General features: G+C 70.8%; 10 protein-coding genes. 8 read left to right on the plus strand and 2 right to left on the minus strand.

Annotated features, from left to right (window positions below):
* Positions 1-222, plus strand: coding sequence for a heavy-metal-associated domain-containing protein (locus ACFV9T_RS08685; protein WP_385437679.1), 222 nt, complete (start codon positions 1-3; stop codon positions 220-222).
* Positions 219-2,519 carry a heavy metal translocating P-type ATPase gene (locus ACFV9T_RS08690; RefSeq protein WP_385437680.1) on the plus strand — a complete coding sequence of 767 codons (2,301 nt, stop codon included), beginning with the start codon at positions 219-221 and terminating at the stop codon, positions 2,517-2,519. The genes ACFV9T_RS08685 and ACFV9T_RS08690 overlap by 4 nt, the downstream gene beginning before the upstream one ends.
* Before the next feature lie 427 nt (positions 2,520-2,946).
* Here the strand turns inward: ACFV9T_RS08690 and ACFV9T_RS08695 are convergent, their stop codons facing one another.
* Positions 2,947-4,251 (minus strand): citrate synthase, encoded by a 1,305-nt coding sequence (locus ACFV9T_RS08695; RefSeq protein WP_385437681.1) that lies wholly within the window; start codon positions 4,249-4,251, stop codon positions 2,947-2,949.
* A 174-nt stretch (positions 4,252-4,425) separates the two neighbouring features.
* Entirely contained in the window at positions 4,426-6,633 is a 2,208-nt protein-coding gene (locus tag ACFV9T_RS08700; RefSeq protein ID WP_385437682.1) for an ATP-dependent RecD-like DNA helicase, read from the minus strand.
* A 209-nt stretch (positions 6,634-6,842) separates the two neighbouring features.
* Between ACFV9T_RS08700 and ACFV9T_RS08705 the strand changes: the two genes are divergently transcribed.
* From ACFV9T_RS08705 to ACFV9T_RS08730, 6 genes are all read left to right on the plus strand, one after another.
* Positions 6,843-7,859 carry a LacI family DNA-binding transcriptional regulator gene (locus ACFV9T_RS08705; RefSeq protein WP_385437684.1) on the plus strand — a complete coding sequence of 339 codons (1,017 nt, stop codon included), beginning with the start codon at positions 6,843-6,845 and terminating at the stop codon, positions 7,857-7,859.
* A 95-nt stretch (positions 7,860-7,954) separates the two neighbouring features.
* Positions 7,955-9,502, plus strand: a complete 1,548-nt coding sequence (locus ACFV9T_RS08710) for a sugar ABC transporter ATP-binding protein (RefSeq protein WP_385437886.1) — start codon at positions 7,955-7,957, stop codon at positions 9,500-9,502.
* A complete protein-coding gene (locus ACFV9T_RS08715; RefSeq protein ID WP_385437685.1) occupies positions 9,492-11,441 on the plus strand; it encodes a substrate-binding domain-containing protein in 1,950 nt (649 codons plus the stop codon). Before ACFV9T_RS08710 ends, ACFV9T_RS08715 begins: the two co-directional genes overlap by 11 nt.
* Positions 11,442-11,609: 168 nt before the next feature.
* Positions 11,610-12,536, plus strand: a complete 927-nt coding sequence (locus tag ACFV9T_RS08720; protein WP_385437687.1) for a ribokinase — start codon at positions 11,610-11,612, stop codon at positions 12,534-12,536.
* Complete coding sequence (rbsD, locus tag ACFV9T_RS08725; RefSeq protein ID WP_385437689.1) at positions 12,533-12,931, plus strand: D-ribose pyranase; 399 nt, start codon at positions 12,533-12,535, stop codon at positions 12,929-12,931. The genes ACFV9T_RS08720 and rbsD overlap by 4 nt, the downstream gene beginning before the upstream one ends.
* A gap of 384 nt (positions 12,932-13,315) precedes the next feature.
* Entirely contained in the window at positions 13,316-15,406 is a 2,091-nt protein-coding gene (locus ACFV9T_RS08730) for a bifunctional polysaccharide deacetylase/glycosyltransferase family 2 protein (RefSeq protein ID WP_385437690.1), read from the plus strand.
* Position 15,407 lies beyond the last annotated feature (1 nt).

Raw genomic sequence — 15,407 nt, forward strand, 5'->3', positions numbered from 1 at the left:
ATGAGCTCCGAGGCGAACACCGTCACCGCCGTCTACCAGGTGACCGGCATGACCTGCGGCCACTGCGAGGGCGCCGTCGCCGAGGAAATCGGCGCCCTCGACGGCGTCAGCTCCGTCAAGGCCGTGGCCTCCACCGGCCAGGTCACCGTTGTCTCGACCGCCCCGCTGGACGCCGAAGCCGTCCGCGCCGCCGTCGACGAAGCGGGTTACGAACTCGCATGACCATCACGGCTCCCGCCGCCGGGCACGAGGCGCGGGTCGAGCTGGCCATCGGCGGCATGACCTGCGCTTCCTGCGCGGCGCGCATCGAGAAGAAGCTCAACCGGCTGGACGGGGTCACCGCCACGGTGAACTACGCCACCGAGAAGGCCCAGGTCTCCTACGGCGGCGGGGTCGAGGTCGCGGACCTCATCGCCACGGTCATCAAAACCGGCTACACCGCCGAGGAACCACCCCCCGCCGAGCCCGAGCCCGCCCCCGAGGCCGACCCCGCCGAGACCAGCGGCACCGAAGCCCCGGCGCCGGGCGGGCACGACCCGCTGCGCCACCGCATGCTCGTCTCGCTCGTCCTCTCCCTGCCGGTCGTGGTGCTGGCGATGGCGCCCTCGCTCCAGTTCGACAACTGGCAGTGGCTCTCCCTGACCCTCGCGGCACCCGTCGTCGTCTGGGGCGGTACGCCCTTCCACAAGGCCGCCTGGACGAACGCCCGGCACGGCGCGGCCACCATGGACACCCTGGTCTCCCTCGGCACCCTCGCGGCGCTCGGCTGGTCCGTATGGGCCCTCTTCTTCGGCGACGCGGGCATGCCCGGCATGCAGCACGGCTTCGATCTCACCGTCACCCGCGCGAACGGCTCGTCCTCGATCTATCTGGAGGCAGCCGCCGGAGTCACCACCTTCATCCTCATCGGCCGCTATCTGGAGGCGAAGTCCAAGCGGCGGGCGGGAGCGGCCCTGCGTGCCCTGATGGAGCTGGGCGCCAAGGACGTCGCCGTGCTGCGCGGAGGCCGCGAGGTGCGCGTTCCGGTGCGCGAACTGGCGGTCGGCGACCGCTTCGTCGTACGCCCCGGCGAGAAGATCGCCACCGATGGCACGGTGGTCGAGGGCAGCTCCGCCGTCGACGCCTCGATGCTGACCGGCGAGTCCGTTCCGGTGGACGTCGCGGTGGGCGACACGGTCGCGGGCGCGACCGTCAACACGGCGGGCCGCGTCGTCGTGGAGGCCACCCGGGTCGGCGCCGACACCCAGCTGTCCCGGATGGCCCGCCTGGTGGAGGACGCGCAGAACGGCAAGGCCGAGGTGCAGCGGCTCGCCGACCGGGTCTCCGGCATCTTCGTGCCGATCGTGCTGCTGATCGCCGTGGGCACCCTGCTGGCCTGGTGGCTGACGACGGACGACGCGACCGCCGCCTTCACCGCCGCCGTCGCCGTCCTGATCATCGCCTGCCCGTGCGCCCTGGGCCTGGCCACCCCGACCGCGCTCATGGTCGGCACCGGCCGCGGCGCCCAGCTCGGCATCCTCATCAAGGGCCCCGAAGTGCTGGAGTCGACCCGCCGGGTGGACACCGTCGTCCTCGACAAGACCGGCACCGTGACCACCGGCAGGATGCGACTGCACCAGGTCATCCCGGCCCCGCGCACCAGCGAGGACGAGCTGCTGCGGCTCGCGGGCGCGGTGGAGCACGCCAGCGAGCACCCCATCGCCCGCGCCATCGCGGACGGCGCGGCCGAGCGCACCGGGGCGCTCCCGGCACCCGAGAGCTTCGATTCCGTCCCCGGGCTCGGCGTCCAGGGCACCGTGGACGGACACGCGGTACTCGTCGGCCGCGACCAGCTGCTCGCCCAGTGGTCCGTCGACCTGCCGCAGGAGCTGGCCGCCGCCAAGGCCACGGCCGAGGCGGAGGGCCGTACGGCGGTCGCCGTGGCCTGGGACGGGCACGCCCGCGGCGTCCTGACCGTCGCCGACGCGGTCAAGGAGACCAGCGCCGAGGCCGTCACCCAGCTGCGCGCCCTCGGCCTCACCCCGGTGCTGCTGACCGGTGACAACCGGCGCGTGGCCGAGTCGGTCGCCCGCGAGGTCGGCATCGACGAGGTCATCGCCGAGGTGCTGCCGGAGGACAAGGTCGCCGTCGTGAAGCGGCTGCAGGACGAGGGCCGTACGGTCGCCATGGTCGGCGACGGGGTCAACGACGCCGCCGCCCTGGCCACCGCCGACCTCGGGCTCGCCATGGGCACGGGGACGGACGCGGCGATCGAGGCGGGCGACCTCACCCTCGTCCGGGGCGATCTGCGGGTGGCCGCCGACGCGATCCGGCTGGCACGGCGGACCCTCGGCACGATCAAGGGCAACCTGTTCTGGGCGTTCGGCTACAACGTCGCGGCGCTGCCGCTCGCCGCGGCGGGCCTGCTCAACCCGATGATCGCGGGCGCCGCGATGGCGTTCTCGTCCGTGTTCGTCGTGAGCAACAGTCTGCGACTGCGGTCCTTCACGGCGTCCACGGTCTCCACCAAGTCCCCATAAGCCGCACAACACCCATACACAAGAGTCTTGATCTTTAAATCGAGGCTCTTGCCCTTTACGCCCGTATATGGCAAGAGACGCAGATCACAGGCAACCCAACGTAACCATTGCGGGGGGTCGTGAGTCTAATGGGGCGGTGAGGATACGTCTTGGGGGACGCATCCTGCTACGCGTGGCCGGGGCGACGTACTCGGGGAGCTTTGAGCGGCCCTCCCGTACGTACGCGTCCCGGCAGATCGCGACCGCACAGCCCGTAGGGGCCCACTGAACGCCCGGGCCGGATCCCGTGGGGGGAATCCGAACCGGGACAAGGGAAGCGCCCCGCTCCGACCCGTGGGGGGATCGGCAGCGGGGCGCTTCTCGTTTGCTCTTTTGGCGCTTGGTCCGGCCTTTGGCGCCAGGATCGGCTTAGCGCCTGGATCGACCCTTAGCGCTGCTCCACCGGGACGAAATCGCGCTCGACGACGCCCGTGTAGATCTGGCGCGGGCGGCCGATGCGGGAGCCCGGCTCCTTGATCATCTCGTGCCACTGGGCGATCCAGCCCGGCAGCCGGCCGAGCGCGAACAGCACGGTGAACATCTCGGTCGGGAAGCCCATCGCCCGGTAGATCAGACCGGTGTAGAAGTCCACGTTCGGGTAGAGCTTGCGCTCGACGAAGTAGTCGTCGGCGAGCGCGTGCTCCTCAAGCTTGAGCGCGATGTCGAGCAGCTCGTCGGACTTGCCGAGCGCGGAGAGGACGTCGTGCGCCGCAGACTTGATGATCTTCGCCCGGGGGTCGAAGTTCTTGTAGACGCGGTGCCCGAAGCCCATGAGCTTCACGCCGTCTTCCTTGTTCTTCACCTTGCGGATGAAGGTGTCGACATCGCCGCCGGACGCCTGGATGCCCTCCAGCATCTCCAGCACCGACTGGTTGGCGCCGCCGTGCAGCGGGCCCCACAGGGCGTTGATGCCCGCCGAGATGGAGGCGAACATGTTGGCCTGCGAGGAGCCGACGAGCCGGACCGTGGAGGTCGAACAGTTCTGCTCGTGGTCGGCGTGCAGGATCAGCAGCTTGTCGAGCGCGCTGACCACGACCGGGTCGAGGTCGTACTCCTGAGCCGGGACCGAGAACGTCATCCGCAGGAAGTTCTCGACATAGCTGAGGTCGTTGCGCGGGTAGACGAACGGGTGGCCGACCGACTTCTTGTACGCGTACGCCGCGATGGTCGGCAGCTTGGCCAGCAGCCGGATCGTCGACAGGTTGCGCTGCTTCTCGTCGAATGGGTTGTGGCTGTCCTGGTAGAACGTCGACAGCGCGCTGACCACGGAGGACAGCATCGCCATCGGGTGCGCGTCCCGCGGGAAGCCGTCGTAGAACCGTTTGACGTCCTCGTGGAGCAGCGTGTGACGGGTGATGTCCTCGCGGAACGCCGCGAGTTCGTCGACCGTCGGCAGTTCGCCATTGATCAGGAGGAAGGCCGTCTCCACGAAGGAGGCGCGCTCCGCCAGCTGCTCGATGGGGTACCCGCGGTAGCGCAGGATGCCCTGCTCACCGTCCAGGTAAGTGACGCCGGACTTGTACGCGGCGGTGTTGCCGTAACCGGAGTCCAGGGTCACCAGACCGGTCTGGGCGCGCAGCTTGCCGATGTCGAAGCCCTTGTCGCCGACGGTGCTGTCGACCACCGGGTAGGTGTATTCGTCGTCTCCGTACCGCAGTACTACAGAGTTGTCGTCGCTCACGTCATCCCTCACCGACGTCTGGTTCTCTTCCTCGAGGTGCCCTGACTCCCCCCACCTTCCCCTACTCGGGTGATGAGTGTGCACTCGGGGTCGACTGAAGGGCCTTTTGGCGGCACTCAGTGCCGCCTACACGGCCATCCTGCCCCGTTCGTCACCGTTCGGAAACCCTCTTGACACCCTCGACTCCTATGTCCCGCCGAGCCGGTGATCCAGCGCCGTACAGCGTCTGCCCGCCGAGACGGTACGCACCGCCTGCCCGAGCGCACGGCGCGAGCCGACCAGCACCACAAGGCGCTTGGCCCGGGTCACCGCCGTATACAGCAGGTTCCGCTGCAACATCATCCAGGCCCCGGTGGTCACCGGGATCACGACGGCCGGGTACTCACTGCCCTGGGAGCGGTGGATGGTCACCGCGTAGGCGTGAGCCAGTTCGTCCAGCTCGTCGAAGTCGTACGGCACCTCCTCGTCCTCGTCGGTCAGCACGGTCAGCCGCTGCTCGTCGTTGTCGAGCGAGGCGACGACTCCCACCGTGCCGTTGAAGACTCCGTTGGCCCCTTTCTCATAATTGTTGCGGATCTGGGTCACCTTGTCGCCGACGCGGAAGACCCGGCCGCCGAACCGCCGCTCCGGGACGTCCGGCCGGGCCGGGGTGATGGCCTGCTGCAACAGTCCGTTGAGCGTGCCCGCGCCCGCCGGACCGCGGTGCATCGGGGCGAGGACCTGCACGTCACGGCGGGGGTCGAGGCCGAACTTCGCGGGGACGCGGCGGGCCGCGACATCCACCGTGAGCCGCCCGGCCTCCTCCGTGTCGTCCTCCACGAAGAGGAAGAAGTCCGCCAGGCCCTGGGTGATCGGCGGGGTCCCGGAATTGATCCGGTGGGCGTTGGTGACCACCCCGGACTGCTGGGCCTGGCGGAAGATCCGGGTCAGCCGGACGGCGGGCACCGGGCTGCCGTCGGCCAGCAGATCGCGCAGCACCTCCCCGGCGCCGACGCTCGGCAGCTGGTCCACATCCCCCACGAACAGCAGATGGGCACCGGGCGGGACCGCCTTGACCAGCTTGTTGGCCAGCAGCAGGTCGAGCATCGAGGCCTCGTCGACGACCACCAGGTCGGCGTCGAGCGGGCGGTCCTTGTCGTACGCGGCGTCCCCGCCGGGCTTCAGCTCCAGCAGCCGGTGCACCGTGGACGCCTCGGCGCCGGTCAGCTCGGCGAGCCGCTTGGCGGCCCGGCCGGTGGGGGCCGCGAGCACCACCTTGGCCTTCTTGGCGCGGGCCAGCTCCACCACGGACCGCACGGTGAACGACTTGCCGCAGCCGGGACCGCCGGTGAGCACCGCGACCTTCTCGGTGAGCGCGAGCCGCACCGCCTGGCTCTGCTCGGGGGCCAGATCGGCGCCGGTGCGCTGGGCGAGCCAGCCGAGCGCCGCGTCCCAGTCGACGCCCTGGAAGGCGGGCATCCGGTCCTCGTCTGTGCGCAGCAGCCGCCGCACCTGACCGGCGAGCGAGATCTCGGCACGGTGGAAGGGCACCAGATAGACCGCCGAGACCGGCTCGCCGTCCTCAGGGCCCGGCACCGGCTCGCGGACCACGCCCTCGTCCTCGGTGGCCAGCTCGCCCAGGCAGTCGATGACCAGCCCGGTGTCGACCTGGAGCAACTTCACGGCATCGCCGATCAGTTGCTCCTCGGGGAGATAGCAGTGGCCCTGGTCGGCGGACTGGGACAGCGCGTACTGCAGACCGGCCTTGACCCGGTCGGGACTGTCGTGCGGGATGCCGACCGACTGGGCGATCTTGTCGGCGGTGAGGAAGCCGATGCCCCAGACGTCGGCCGCCAGTCGATACGGCTCGTTCTTCACTATCGCGATCGACGCGTCGCCGTACTTCTTGTAGATACGCACCGCGATGGAGGTGGAGACGCCGACGCCCTGGAGGAAGACCATGACCTCCTTGATGGCCTTCTGCTCCTCCCACGCGGCGGCGATCATCTTGGTCCGCTTGGGGCCCAGGCCCGGGACCTCGACCAGCCGCTTGGGCTGCTCTTCGATGACATCGAGAGTGTCGACGCCGAAGTGCTCGGTGATCCGGTCGGCGATGCGCGGGCCGATGCCCTTGATGAGCCCCGAGCCCAGATAGCGCCGGATGCCCTGCACGGTGGCGGGCAGGACGGTCTGGTAATTCTCGACGGTGAACTGTTTGCCATATTGCGGATGAGAACCCCAGCGGCCCTCCATCCGCAGCGACTCCCCCGGCTGCGCGCCCAGCAGCGAGCCGACGACGGTCAGCAGATCACCCGCGCCACGGCCGGTGTCGACCCGGGCCACCGTGTACCCGTTCTCCTCATTGGCGTAGGTGATCCGCTCCAGAACCCCTTCGACCACCGCGAGTTTGAGCATGCGTCGACCGTACCGCCCGGGGCGGACACCGGTCCCGGGCGAACGCCGGGCCTGTGGATAACCGGGCGGCGGGCACTCCGGGGCAGGGGGCGGGGCGGAACATCACAATCCAGTTTCGGCCGGTTCCGGCATCTTGCCCCGGCCCCGTGTAATCGATTCCAATCTCCTCGGCATCATCGATGTAATCGATTCCACGAGGAGGTGGGGCGATGCCGGCCATCAAGGACGTGGCGCAGCGCGCCGGGGTCTCCGTCGCGACGGTCTCCCGGGTGCTCAACGACCACCCGGCCGTCCGTACGGACACCCGGGACAAGGTGCTCGCCGCCGTCGCCGACCTCGGCTACCGGCCCAACGCCGTCGCCCGCTCGCTGCGCACCCATCAGACCCGCGCCCTCGGGCTGGTCATCAGCGATGTGCTGAACCCTTTCTTCACCGAGCTGGCCCGCTCGGTCGAGGACGCGGCCCGGGACCGGGGCTACAGCGTCGTCATCGGCAACGCCGACGAGCGGCCCGACCTCCAGGACCACCACGTCCGCACCCTGGTGGACCGCCGTATCGACGGCCTGCTGGTCAGCCCCACCGACGGCGGCTCCCCGCTGATGCTGGACGCCGCCCGCGCCGGGACGCCCATGGTCTTCGTCGACCGCTGGATCGAGGGCGAGGGATTGGACGAGGTGCCCGTGGTGCGCACCGACGGCGGGGGCGCGGTCCGCGATCTGGTCGCCCATCTGCACGCCCTCGGCCACCGCCGGCTCGCCATCATCGCGGGCCCGGCCGCCACCACCACCGGACGCGAGCGGGTGGACGCCTTCCGCTCCGCCCTGCGCGAGTTCGGCCTCGCCCTGCCCGCCGACTACATCGGCCAGGGCGACTTCCAGGCCGACAGCGGGCGGCGGGTGACCGCCCGCTTCCTCGATCTGCCCCAGCCCCCCGAAGCGGTCTTCGCCGCCGACAATCTGATGGCGCTCGGCGCGATGGACGAGATCCGTTCGCGCGGGCTGCGGGTGCCCGACGACGTGGCGCTCGCCGCGTTCGACGACATCCCGTGGTTCGTCCACACCGATCCGCCGATCACCGCCATCGCCCAGCCCACCGGAGACCTCGGCCACGCCGCCGTGCGCGCGCTGATCGACCGCGTCGAGGGGCGGCCCGCCGCATCGGTGACCCTGTCCGCCCGCCTGGTCCCCCGCCGCTCCTGCGGCGAGCCCGAAGGGAGCACGCCATGACCGCGACGCCCAGCCCCGAGCCGGAACCGGCGCCGCCCGCGCCCACGGACGGCCCCGCAGACCGCCCCGCAGACCAGGGGGTGGAGATCCTGCGGATGGAGGGGGTCCGGAAGACGTTCCCGGGCGTGGTCGCGCTGGACGGCGTCGACTTCGACCTCCGCCGTGGCGAAGTGCACGTACTCCTCGGCGAGAACGGCGCGGGCAAGAGCACGCTGATCAAGATGCTCTCCGGTGCGCACCGCCCGGACGGCGGCCGCGTGCTGGTCGACGGCAGCCCGGTCCGTATCAACGGGGCGCAGGACGCCGAGCGGCTGGGCATCGCCACCATCTACCAGGAGTTCAACCTCGTCCCCGACCTCAGCGTCGCCGAGAACATCTTCCTGGGCCGCCAGCCGCGCCGCTTCGGGCTGATCGACCGTACGGCGATGGACGAGCGGGCCGCCGAACTCCTCGCCCGCGTCGGCGTGGACGTCTCCCCCCGGACCCGCGTCCGCGACCTCGGGATCGCCCGGCTGCAGATGGTCGAGATCGCCAAGGCGCTCTCCCTGAACGCCCGCGTGCTCATCATGGACGAGCCGACTGCCGTGCTCACCACGGAGGAGGTCGACAAGCTCTTCCGTATCGTCCGCACGCTGCGCGCGGACGGCGTGGGCGTCGTCTTCATCACCCACCACCTGGAGGAGATCGCCGCCCTGGGCGACCGGGTGACCGTCCTGCGCGACGGCCGCAGCGTCACCCAGGTCCCGGCCTCCACCTACAGGGACGAACTGGTGCGGCTGATGGTCGGGCGGTCCATCGAGCAGCAGTACCCGAGGGAGCGTCCCGAGACTGAAGGCGACGGCGTGCCGTTGCTGAAGGTCCGGGGGCTCGGCCGGGGCGGCAGCTTCCAGGACATCGGCTTCGAGGTGCGCGCCGGGGAGGTGGTCGGCCTCGCCGGACTCGTCGGGGCGGGCCGTACCGAGGTCGTACGGGCGCTCTTCGGCGCCGATCCGTACGACACCGGCACCGTCGAGGTCGCGGGCACCCCGCTGCCCCGCCATGACGTGGTGGCCGCGATGGACGCCGGGATCGGCCTCGTCCCCGAGGACCGCAAGGGCCAGGGGCTGGTCCTGGACGCGTCCGTGCAGGAGAACCTGGGCCTGGTCACGCTGCGCGGCGCCACCCGCGCCGGGCTCGTCGACCGGGCCGGGCAGCGCCGCGCGGCGGAGCGCGTCGCCGAACAGCTGGCGGTCCGGATGGCAGGGCTCGACCAGCGGGTGCGCACCCTCTCCGGCGGCAATCAGCAGAAGATCGTCATCGGCAAGTGGCTGCTCGCCGACAGCAAGGTGCTCATCCTCGACGAGCCGACCCGCGGCATCGACGTGGGCGCCAAGGTCGAGATCTACCAGCTCATCAACGAACTCACGGCGTCCGGCCACGCCGTCCTGATGATCTCCAGCGACCTCCCCGAGGTGCTGGGCATGAGTGACCGCGTCCTGGTCATGGCCCAGGGACGGATCGCCGGAGAGCTGACCGCGCGGGAAGCGACCCAGGACGCCGTCATGGCCCTGGCGGTGAAGGACGTCAAGGGCGTCGAAGGAAGCACAGACGGCGACGACGAAGGCGTCGGCGCCAACGAAAAGGAGGGCTCCCGTGGCCACTGACACGCTCGCGTCCACGAAGGACCCCGGGAGCCCGGCCGTGCTGCGCCGTGTGCTGCTCGACAACGGCGCGCTGAGCGCCCTGGTGCTGCTGGTGGCGGCCATGTCGCTGCTGTCCGGCGACTTCCTCACCACCGACAATCTCCTCAACGTCGGCGTCCAGGCGGCGGTCACCGCGATCCTCGCCTTCGGCGTCACCTTCGTCATCGTCTCCGCGGGCATCGATCTGTCGGTCGGCTCGGTGGCCGCGCTGTCCGCCACCGTGCTCGCCTGGTCGGCGAGTTCGCAGGGGCTGCCGGTGTGGCTCGCGGCGCTGCTCGCCGTCGCCACCGGTGTCGCGTGCGGCCTGGTCAGCGGGGCGCTGGTGTCCTTCGGCAAGCTGCCGCCGTTCATCGCCACGCTCGCGATGCTGTCGGTCGGCCGGGGCCTCGCCCTGGTCATCTCGCAGGGCAGCCCCATCTCCGTCCCCGACTCGGTGTCCGGCCTCGGTGACACGCTCGGCGGCTGGCTGCCGGTTCCGGTGCTCGTGATGATCGCGATGGGCCTGATCACCTCCGGAGTGCTGGGCCGTACGTACGCGGGCCGCGCGATGTACGCGATCGGCGGCAACGAGGAGGCGGCCCGGCTCTCCGGCATCCGGGTGGGCCGCCAGAAGCTGGTCATCTACGCCCTGTCCGGCGGCTTCGCCGCCATCGCGGGCATCGTCCTCGCCTCCCGGCTCTCCTCCGCGCAGCCGCAGGCGGCGGTCGGCTACGAACTGGACGCGATCGCCGCGGTCGTCATCGGCGGCGCGAGCCTGTCCGGCGGCGTCGGCAAGGCGTCCGGCACGCTCATCGGCGCGCTGATCCTGGCCGTGCTGCGCAACGGGCTCAATCTGCTGGAGGTCTCCGCCTTCTGGCAGCAGGTCGTCATCGGTGTCGTCATCGCGCTCGCGGTGCTGCTCGACACGGTGCGACGGCGCGCCGGGGCGCGGCCCGCAGCGCCGGGAGCGTCGGCCGGTGGGCCGTCCGGCGGCGGCCGTAAGGCTGCCATGAACGCCGGGAAGTTCGCGGTGGCCGCCGTGGTCGTCGCCGCGTTCGCCTTCGGCTCGTCGCTGTGGCACTCCGGTTCCGACAGCGGCGACAAGCCCAAGGTGGGGCTGTCGGTCTCGACCCTCAACAACCCCTTCTTCGTCCAGCTCAAGGCGGGCGCCCAGGCCGAGGCCAAGCGCGCCGGGATCAGCCTCACCGTCACCGACGCCCAGAACGACGCCTCCCAGCAGGCCAATCAGATACAGAACTTCACCAGCCAGAACATGAAGTCGATCATCATCAACCCGGTCGACTCGGACGCGGCGAGCCCGTCCGTGAAGACCGCCAACAAGGCCGGTATCCCGGTACTCGCCGCCGACCGCACGGTCAACAAGGCGGACATCGCGTCCCTGGTGGCCTCCGACAACATCGAGGGCGGCAAGCTCGCCGCCAGGACGCTGGCCGAACGGCTCGGCGGCAAGGGCAAGATCCTGGTCCTCCAGGGCGTCGCCGGTACGTCGGCCTCGCGCGAGCGCGGCCAGGGCTTCGCGGAGGGGCTGAAGGAGTACCCGGGCATCGAGGTCGTCGGCAAGCAGCCCGCGGACTTCGACCGCACCAAGGCCCTGGACGTGACCACCAACCTGCTCCAGGCCCACTCCGGCGTCGACGGCGTCTTCGCCGAGAACGACGAGATGGCGCTCGGCGCGATCAAGGCGCTGGGCTCCAAGGCGGGCAAGTCCGTGAAGGTCGTCGGCTTCGACGGCGAACCGGACGGGCTCAAGGCGGTGAAGAACGGCACGATGACCGCGACCGTCGCCCAGCAGCCCGAGGAGCTGGGACGGCTGGTCGTACGGAACGCGATCAAGGCCGCGAAGGGTCAGAAGATCGCCGGGACGGTCAAGGTCCCGGTGAAGGTCGTCGCGGCGAAGTGAGGCCTCCGGCGACAGCTGACAATGATCGGCTGACAGGTATCAGCTGACGCGTAACAGCTGGCAGGTATCGGCTGACGCCTGACAGCTGACAGGTATCAGCTGACAGGTATCCGCTGACAGGTATCCGCTGACAGCTGACAATCTTGGCCGTCTGAAAGGACATACCGCATGCACGACTACGACCTCCTGGTCGTGGGGTCGGCCAACGCCGATCTGGTGGTCGGCGTCGACCGCCGCCCCGGGGCCGGGGAAACCGTCCTCGGCTCCGACCTGGCCGTCCACCCGGGCGGCAAGGGCGCCAACCAGGCCGTCGCCGCAGGCCGCCTCGGGGCCCGTACGGCCCTGCTGGCCCGGGTCGGCGACGACGGCCACGGCCGACTGCTGCTGGACTCGCAGCGCGACGCCGGGGTCGACACCACCGGCGTCCTGGTCGGCGGCGCGCCCACCGGGGTCGCGCTGATCACGGTGGATCCCTCGGGCGACAACAGCATCGTGGTCTCCCCCGGCGCCAACTCCCGGCTCACCCCCGAGGACGTACGCGGCGCCGGGAGCCTGCTGGCCGCCGCCCGTGTCGTCTCGCTCCAGCTGGAGATCCCGCTGGAGACGGTCGCCGAGGTCGTCCGCGCGGCGGGCGCGGGCCTCGGCGACCGGCCCGGGCCGCGCGTGGTGCTCAACCCGTCCCCGCCCGCGCCCCTGCCCGCCGATGTGCTCGCCGCGTGCGATCCCCTCGTCGTCAACGAGCACGAGGCGCGCTATCTGCTGAGCGACGACCCGGCCGGGGACGCCACGGACCCCGAGGCGTGGGCGGCGGCGCTGCTGGCGCGCGGCCCGCGCTCGGTGGTGGTCACCCTGGGCGGCGAGGGCGCGCTCGTCGCCGAGCGCGACCGTACGGTCCGGGTGCCCAGCCTGCCGGTCGAGGCCGTGGACACCACGGGCGCCGGTGACGCCTTCACCGGTGCGCTCGCCTGGCGCCTGGGCGTCGGCGACGACCTGGAGACCGCCGTCCGGTACGCCGTACGCGTCGGCGCGGCCGCCGTGACCCGGGCCGGGGCGCAGGTGTCCTTCCCGACCACCGACGAGGTGGCCGCCCTGTGAAGCGTGCGGGGATCCTCAACCGTCATCTGAGCGCGGGCCTTGCGCTGCTGGGCCACACCGACACGGTGATGGTGTGCGACGCGGGCCTGCCGATACCGTCCTCCGGTCCCGTCGTCGTCGACCTGGCCTTCACGGCCGGGGTGCCGTCCTTCGAGCAGGTGCTGGCCGGGCTGCTGGACGAGCTGGTGACCGAGGGGGCGGTCGCGGCGCAGGAGGTGAGCGAGTACAACCCGGCGGCGATGGCGCTGCTGGACGCGTACTTCCCGTACCCCGCGCTGGACCTCGTGTCGCACGAGGAGCTGAAGTCCCGTACGGCCACGGCGAAACTGGTCGTACGGACCGGTGAGGCGCGGCCGTACGCGAACGTACTGCTGCGCTGCGGCGTGCCGTTCTGAATTCATCCGGTGCGGTGTCGGCGAAATGCGCTTAACGGCAACGTGAATGACCGCATTCCGGCTGGCGGTTGACGAGGCTGGCGATTCGATCATCGAATACGGCGGCCCGTCAACCGCCAAGAGCGACACTGCCGCCCTTCCGCCATAAGTGAGTTCTTTGTCACGCGGGACAACTGGCCAGTAGGAAATCGAGGGGTCGCGCCGAAATGACTGATCGCTACACTCCCTCCACATGTGTAAGGCCAGCCGGAACCGCAAGCGACAGAAAACCCGTCTCATAGCGAACGCTCACCGCGCCCTGGTGGTGGTCACCGCGCCCGGCCCCGCGCCGGGCCGAAGACGGGTCGTCCGGGTCCTCCGCCGGGCGGCCCCGGGCGTCGGCGGATGAGCCGCAAGCCCAGACGTCGGCATGCCGCGGCCCGTGATCCGCGGGGACACTGGCTGTTTCTGATCATCGTCCTCCCTGTGATGTTCGCCATGCTGATGTTCCAGGGGTGGACCGACAACGAGATCGACGCCGCGAAGACGCGGCGCCCCTGCGCCACCCCCGCGCCCCGGGCCGTGGACAAGGGAGGCCCGGTTCTGCGCATCAAGGACGGCAAGGTGTCGTCGGCCTCGGTGCCCGCGCGCACCGTGGCGCTCACGTTCGACGGCGGCCCCGACCCCGTATGGACGCCGCGCCTGCTCGACCTGCTGCGCGAGCACCACGCGCACGCCACCTTCTTCCTCTACGGCGCCAAGGCGGCCGAGCACCCGGACCTGGTGCGGCGGATCCGCGCCGCGGGCCATGAGATCGGGTCGAACACCTACACCGGCGCCGACCTGGGCACCTCGTCATCCGCTCGCACCGGTCTCGAACTGTCACTCACGCAGTCGGCGCTGGCGGGCTCCTCTGGCGTCCGCACCGGGCTGCTCCGGATGCCCCAGACGACCGCGATGGACACCCTGTGCGGCGCCGAGTGGAAGGCGGCGCAGCGCGTCGCCGCCGACGGATACACGCTGGTCACCGCCGATCAGTGGTACCGCAAGCCGTCGCAGGGCGTGGTCCGGCAGTTCAGCCAGAACGAGAGCGCGTACCAGGAGGCGAAGAAGCTGCTCGGCGACCGGCGGGTCGACCGGTTCACCACCGTGACCGCCGGGATCGGGGCGCCCTCGGGCGAGATCCCGGCGTCCCTGTGGGAGCGCGCGGAGGGCCATGCGCTGCTCTGGGCCGGTGCCATCGGGCGGGCGTTCACCAGCGCCATGGCCTGGGTGCTCGCGATCGCCGGTGCGCTGGGCCTGCTGCGGCTGGTCACCCTCGTCTTCTTCGCCCGCGCCCATGTCCGGCGGCTGACCCGCTTCCGCCCCGGCTCCCCCTGGCTGCGCGAGGTCAACGAGCCGGTGACGGTGATCGTCCCCGCGTACAACGAGGAGGCGGGCATCGAGGCCACCGTCCGTTCGCTGCTGGCCTCCACCCATCCGTATCTCCAGATCATCGTGGTCGACGACGGGTCGACGGACCGGACGGCGGACCTCGCCACCTGGATCGACGACCCCCGGGTGTCGGTGATCCGGCAGGTCAACTCCGGCAAGGCGACCGCCCTCAACACCGGTCTCGCGCACGCGGCCCACGACATCGTGGTCATGGTCGACGCCGACACCGTCTTCGAGGCCGACGCCGTGCACCAGCTCATCCAGCCGCTCGCCCACCCGGCCATCGGCGCGGTGAGCGGGAACACCAAGGTCGGCAACCGGCGCACCCTGCTGGGCCGGTGGCAGCACCTGGAGTACGTCTTCGGCTTCAACCTCGACCGCCGGATGTTCGAGGTGCTGGAGTGCATGCCGACCGTCCCGGGCGCCATCGGCGCGTTCCGCCGGGACGCGCTGATGGGCGTCGGCGGGGTCAGTGAGGACACCCTCGCCGAGGACACCGACCTGACCATGGCCCTGTGGCGGGCCGGTTGGCGCGTGGTGTACGAGGAGACGGCCGTCGCCTGGACCGAGGTGCCCACCTCGCTGCGCCAGCTGTGGCGGCAGCGCTACCGCTGGTGCTTCGGCACGCTCCAGTCCATGTGGAAGCACCGGAGGGCCGCCGTCGAACTGGGCCCGGCCGGGCGCTTCGGGCGCCGGGGGCTGTCGTACCTGGTCCTCTTCCAGGTACTGCTGCCGTTGATCGCGCCGATCGTCGATCTGTTCGCCCTGTACGGCGCGCTCTTCCTCAGCCCCGTGCAGTCGGCCGGGATCTGGTGCGCGTTCCTCGCGGTCCAGCTGGTGTGCGCCGGATACGCGCTGCGGCTGGACGGGGAGCGGTTGCGGTCGCTGTGGTCGATGCCGTTCCAGCTCTTCGTCTACCGGCAGCTGATGTACCTGGTGGTCATCCAGTCCGTGGTCGCCGCGCTGCTCGGCGCCCGGCTGACGTGGCACCGCATGCACCGCTCGGGCACCGCCGCCCAGCAACTCCGATCTAACGATCATGAAGAACTGTCGTCCATTTGAT

This window comes from Streptomyces sp. NPDC059850, from assembly GCF_042731515.1.
Lineage (GTDB): Bacteria > Actinomycetota > Actinomycetes > Streptomycetales > Streptomycetaceae > Streptomyces.